Origin of the sequence: Mesorhizobium sp. M7A.F.Ca.CA.001.08.2.1, from assembly GCF_003998455.1 — a bacterium.
GTDB lineage: Bacteria > Pseudomonadota > Alphaproteobacteria > Rhizobiales > Rhizobiaceae > Mesorhizobium > Mesorhizobium ciceri.
This window is the reverse complement of record NZ_RZPW01000473.1, coordinates 1-4,990: the sequence shown is the minus strand read 5'-3', so window position 1 is coordinate 4,990 and position 4,990 is coordinate 1. Positions and strand designations below refer to the sequence as shown.

Annotated in this window: 4 protein-coding genes and 1 tRNA gene; 1 reads left to right on the top strand and 4 read right to left on the bottom strand. The window is 63.5% G+C overall.

Going from position 1 to position 4,990, the window contains the following annotated elements; genetic code table 11:
• Positions 1-137: 137 nt before the first annotated feature.
• The gene (gene mgtE, locus EN914_RS24035; protein ID WP_024501352.1) at positions 138-1,556 is read right to left on the bottom strand and encodes a magnesium transporter; all 1,419 of its coding nucleotides are present in this window, start codon (positions 1,554-1,556) and stop codon (positions 138-140) included.
• A gap of 190 nt (positions 1,557-1,746) precedes the next feature.
• Positions 1,747-1,831, bottom strand: a tRNA-Leu gene (locus tag EN914_RS24030).
• 234 nt (positions 1,832-2,065) lie between these two features.
• Here EN914_RS24030 and lipB point away from each other — a divergent pair.
• Positions 2,066-2,809, top strand: coding sequence for a lipoyl(octanoyl) transferase LipB (lipB, locus tag EN914_RS24025; RefSeq protein ID WP_024501353.1), 744 nt, complete (start codon positions 2,066-2,068; stop codon positions 2,807-2,809).
• A 20-nt stretch (positions 2,810-2,829) separates the two neighbouring features.
• Here the strand turns inward: lipB and EN914_RS24020 are convergent, their stop codons facing one another.
• Positions 2,830-4,080, bottom strand: a complete 1,251-nt coding sequence (locus EN914_RS24020) for a peptidase M50 (protein ID WP_024501354.1) — start codon at positions 4,078-4,080, stop codon at positions 2,830-2,832.
• 519 nt (positions 4,081-4,599) lie between these two features.
• Positions 4,600-4,990, bottom strand: a 391-nt coding sequence (locus EN914_RS24015) for an ABC transporter ATP-binding protein (RefSeq protein ID WP_127389310.1), incomplete at its 5' end; no start/stop codon positions are given.

Sequence of the window (4,990 nt, the reverse complement as noted above, 5' to 3'; positions counted from 1 at the left end):
AACACCGGGGCGATCGCCATGGCGGCGTCACCCTTCTGTCCCGAACCAAAACCCATGCCATGCCGGAATCGACATGGCGCCCCGCGCGAGCCTCGCACGGCATTTACGTAAAAGTCAATTGAGCCAAAAGGCGTGCCTCAGGGCACGCCGAACCACCACGTGGCAATGCCGAGAAATGCAAAGAAACCGACGACGTCGGTAACCGTGGTGACGAAGACCGCCGAAGCGACCGCCGGATCGACCTTGAAACGATCGAGCAGCAGCGGGATCAGGATGCCGGCCAGGGCGGCCACGAACATGTTGATGATCATCGCCGCCGCGATGATCCCGCCCAGATTGGGATCACGGAACCAGGCTGCCGCGACGATGCCGATCAGGATGGCGAAGACGATGCCGTTGATGAAGCCGACACCCATCTCGCGGCGAATGATGCGGCCGGCATTGTAGATGTCGAGATCCCTGGTCGCCAACGCCCGCACGGTGACGGTCATGGTTTGCGAGCCGGCATTGCCGCCCATGCCCGCGACGATCGGCATCAGCACCGCCAGTGCCACGATGTGTTCGATCGTGCGGTCGAACAGGCTGATCACCGACGCCGCCAGGAACGCGGTCAGAAGGTTGATCAGCAGCCACGGAACGCGTGAGCGCGAGGTCGAAAAGATGCTGTCGGAAAGCTCTTCGTCGCCGACGCCGCCCATACGCATCAGATCTTCCTCGGCCTCCTGCTGGATGACGTCGACGACATCGTCGATGGTCAGAACGCCAACCAGCCGTTCGTTCTCGTCGACGACCGCGGCCGACAAAAGATCGTACTGCTCGAATTCCCGCGCCGCCTCTTCCTGGTCCATGATGGCCGGAATGGCGTGCCGCGTCTCGTGCATCACCTCCTCGACCTTGACCGAACGCTTGGTGCGCAGGATCTGGTCGAGGTCGATGGCGCCGAGCAGCTTGAAGCTCGGATCGATGACGAAGATCTGGCTGAAGCGCTCGGGAAGATTGTTGTCCTCGCGCATGTAGTCGATGGTCTGGCCGATCGTCCAGAACGGCGGAACCGCGACGAACTCGGTCTGCATGCGGCGGCCGGCCGTCTCTTCGGGATAATCGAGCGAGCGGCGCAGCCTGATCCGCTCGGTGAACGGCAGTTGCGACAGGATCTCGTCCTGGTCTTCCTGGTCGAGATCCTCGAGAATGTAGACGGCGTCGTCGGAATCGAGCTCCTGCACCGCCTGCGCGATCTGCGCATTGGGCAGATTGTCGACGATCTCCATACGGATCGCCTCGTCGACCTCCGTCAGCGAGGAAAAGTCGAAATCGGCGCCCAGGAGTTCGACCAGCGCGCGGCGCTGTTCGGGATGCAGCGCCTCGAGCAGATCGCCGAGCTCCGACTGGTGCAGGTCGTCGACTTCATGCTTGAGGGTCAGCGTGTCGCGGTCGGCGATCGCCGCGCCGATCCGCGCCAGGAAGGACGAAAGCACGGCGCCGTCCTCGCCATAGATGTCGGCGTGGTTGTCCTCGGCGGCCCCGGCGCCGGTCGTCCGTTCGTGCTCGCCTTCCACCAGCGCCTCCCGCCACAAGAATCCCGGAAAAGGTGCAAATCAGGTCTAGAGCATCGGACCCAAAAGGGGAAACCGGTTTTGGAGAATCCGACGCTCAAAAAGAAAGTGGCGTAAAGTGCGGGAATATCAACGAAATGCGTCCGGCCCGCAGCGGGCGAGACCGGCACAAATCGGATTGAAGAAAGAGAAATGGTGCGGTCGAGAAGACTCGAACTTCCACGGGTTGCCCCACAGCGACCTCAACGCTGCGCGTCTACCAATTCCGCCACGACCGCACGTGGTAGAGCCGGAACCGACCGGCTCGCGGCGTGTAGCAAATCGTTTCCGGTGAAACAAGTGCACGGCAAGCAATAATGTCAGGCGATTGGCATAATGCTCCACAGGGCCCGAACGCAGCGCCGGAACTGGACGTTTGCGCCTGATATAGCCATATGGAAGGCAAGTTGATGTCGCCCAAAGGTGCGAGGCGTTTTTGGGCGCCCCATGGACAAACGAAAAGACGATACGCCATGACCGAACGCAGCCAGATCGCCACGTCGTTCCTGCCGCTTCCCGGCTCGGCACCGGTCGAATGGCTGATCGAGCCCGGCCTTACCGCCTATCCCGAGGCACTTGCCTTCATGGAGGCGCGCGCCGAGGCGATCCGCAGCGGCGCTGCCGGCGAAATGGTCTGGTTGGTCGAACACCCGCCGCTCTACACGGCCGGCACCAGCGCCCGTGGCGAGGATCTGATCGACGCCAGCCGCTTCCCGGTCTTCGCGGCCGGACGCGGCGGCGAATACACCTATCATGGGCCAGGCCAGCGGGTCGCTTACGTCATGCTCGACCTGAAGCGGCGGCGCGAGGATGTCCGCGCCTTCGTCGCGGCGCTCGAACAGTGGATCATCGGCACGCTTGCCGCTTTCAATGTGCGGGGCGAGCGCCGCGAGGACCGGGTCGGCGTCTGGGTCGTGCGGCCGGATCGCCCTGCTCTGCCGGACGGCTCGCCGGCGGAGGACAAGATCGCGGCCATAGGCATCCGGCTGCGGCGCTGGGTGAGTTTTCACGGCATCGCCATCAATGTCGAGCCCGATCTCGACCATTTCAGCGGCATCGTGCCTTGCGGCGTGCAGGACCACGGCATCACCAGCCTCGTCGACCTAGGCCTTCCCCTGACCATGGCCGATCTTGATCTGGCGTTGAAATCCGCCTTCGAGGATGTGTTCGGTCCCGCCACGGCGTTGCCTGTCGAAGCCGAGCGCAAAGCCGGCTGATCTTCCGGATCCGGTACGGCTCAAATCAGTTGGGCAGAGGCCCACAACACGCCATAGCCATGGATGGCGAACACCGCCAGCAACGCCGCCGCCATGGCCAGCCGGTCGATGGTGCGGATCGGCTTCAGCTCGTGACGCGGCTTCACCCCACTGCTCATCGTCAGCAGGCTGAGGAGCGAAAACACCGCTCCCGTCGCGAGCAGGAAGGTGGCGGAAAAGCCGGCCTGCCAACCCACGGCCAGGAAAGCCGAGAGCAGGAAGAAGGAAGCCAGCGCCAGCGCGACCGGTCCCGGACAGATCTGGCGCAGCACCTGGCCGCCGTCGAACTTCCACACCGGCACCAGATTGGCGATGTTGAACAGTGCGGCGAAGCCCGCCAGGGTCGCCAGCAGGGCCGCCGCCAGCCGGTGACCTTCCGCGCCGGCAAAGGTGCTTGCGGCGATGGCGATCGGCACCAGGAAGGCCGAAAAGCCGGCGCCCATCAATGCCACGAAAGCCACTTCGAAACGGCTGTCATAGGGCCGCCCGCCAATGGCGATGCCGCCGAGCAGCGGAATGAAGATCATCCGTGCACGGTTGTGGCCCATCAGCCGGAACGCTGCCATATGGCCAAGCTCATGCAGGGCGACCACCGATGTGAGGATCGCGGCCAGTGCCAAACCGCCGAAGTGAAGGCCGAAGAATGGCCACAGGATCAGCGCCGAAAGCCCGGCAAAGCCGACCTGGCTGAGCGGATGCTCGAACCAGCCGCCCTTGCGATACTTTCCGGTCCGCGCCCAGCGCTGCAGCTTGGAGAGTTCGCGGCGCAGGGCGAAATAGCGGAACACCAGGAAGGCAACGCCACGATAGCGATCGGTCTGGCTGAGCGTCACCCGCGTGCTGTTGCCTTCCGAAACGAGTTCGGCGGTTTCGCGAAAATCCTTCCAGAACGAAGCGTCGAGTGCCGTATCCTCGATGACACGCATCGAGAAGCGGCTGCCTTCGACGACGTCTTCAAACCGCGACTTGCGTTCGATCGGCTTGCCGTCGCGACCTTCCCAGGACAGCGTGATGCGGGCCACGCCCTCGCCGTCCGGGGCCTCGGCGGACAGGATCTCACCGGACCAGCCGGCATCGCTGCCGAGCGGCCACAGCGCCTGCCAGAGGCGCTGCCGATCCATCGCCACCAGACGGGTCAGCCGGACCGTGCGCAAACCAAGCGGCACCGTCATCAACAGAAAGATCAGCCCGAGATTGCTGGCCACCAGAATGGCCGTGACGATGGGCGACACCTGGACGTTGCTCCCTGTCTTGCCGGGGCACTCTAACGTCGCTGCGGCAAGAAAAGCTTAACGGCGGAGCGGTCTTCGACCGCATGGGACCCACGGCGGCGAACGCCGCCAAATCACATGGCTCCAATCCAGATTGCCATGGAGACGAGAAAGGTGCTCATGCAAACCAGTGAGATGACATCCTGAACCAGATCGGTCATAACTCTCTCCTGTTGTTGATATGTTCGTATTTTGTTCTAATTTTGTTTCAAAGTCAACGGACACAATCCGGCCGTGTCCGAATTTCCGGGCGATCAAATCGGCAGGGTTAAGAAAAGGTTGACGGGCGAACGACGGTTGCCCAGCGCCGACCAGGGCACGACGAGACTGGGGTCAGGCCGAGCCGAGAATGGTGGATTTCGAGAACCGGAGCGGAGCGTACTTTTGGGTACGTGAGCACCGTTCTACCGCGACGGGGTAGAACGGGAAGCGCAGGAAGCCGCCTTTCGCAGGCCGGCCTCCCCCCAGTATCGCCGTGCCCTAGAGCGGCACCACTTTGCCGTCGGCCAAGGTGACGCGTCGGTCCATGCGCGATGCCAGCTCGTGATTGTGGGTGGCGATCAGCGCCGCGAGGCCCGATTGCTTGACCAGCGCCGCCAGCGCCTCGAACACATAGGACGCGGTGACCGGGTCGAGATTGCCGGTCGGCTCGTCCGCCAGCAGTACCAGCGGCGCATTGACGACCGCACGCGCAATGGCGACGCGCTGCTGTTCGCCGCCGGAGAGCTCGGACGGCCGGTGCGCCGCGCGTTTGCCGATCTGCATGTAATCGAGCAGCTGCGCCGCGCGCTCGGCCGCGTCCTTGCGGCTGAGCCCCTTGATGAGCTGCGGCATCATGATGTTTTCCAGCGCCGAGAATTCCGGCAGCAGA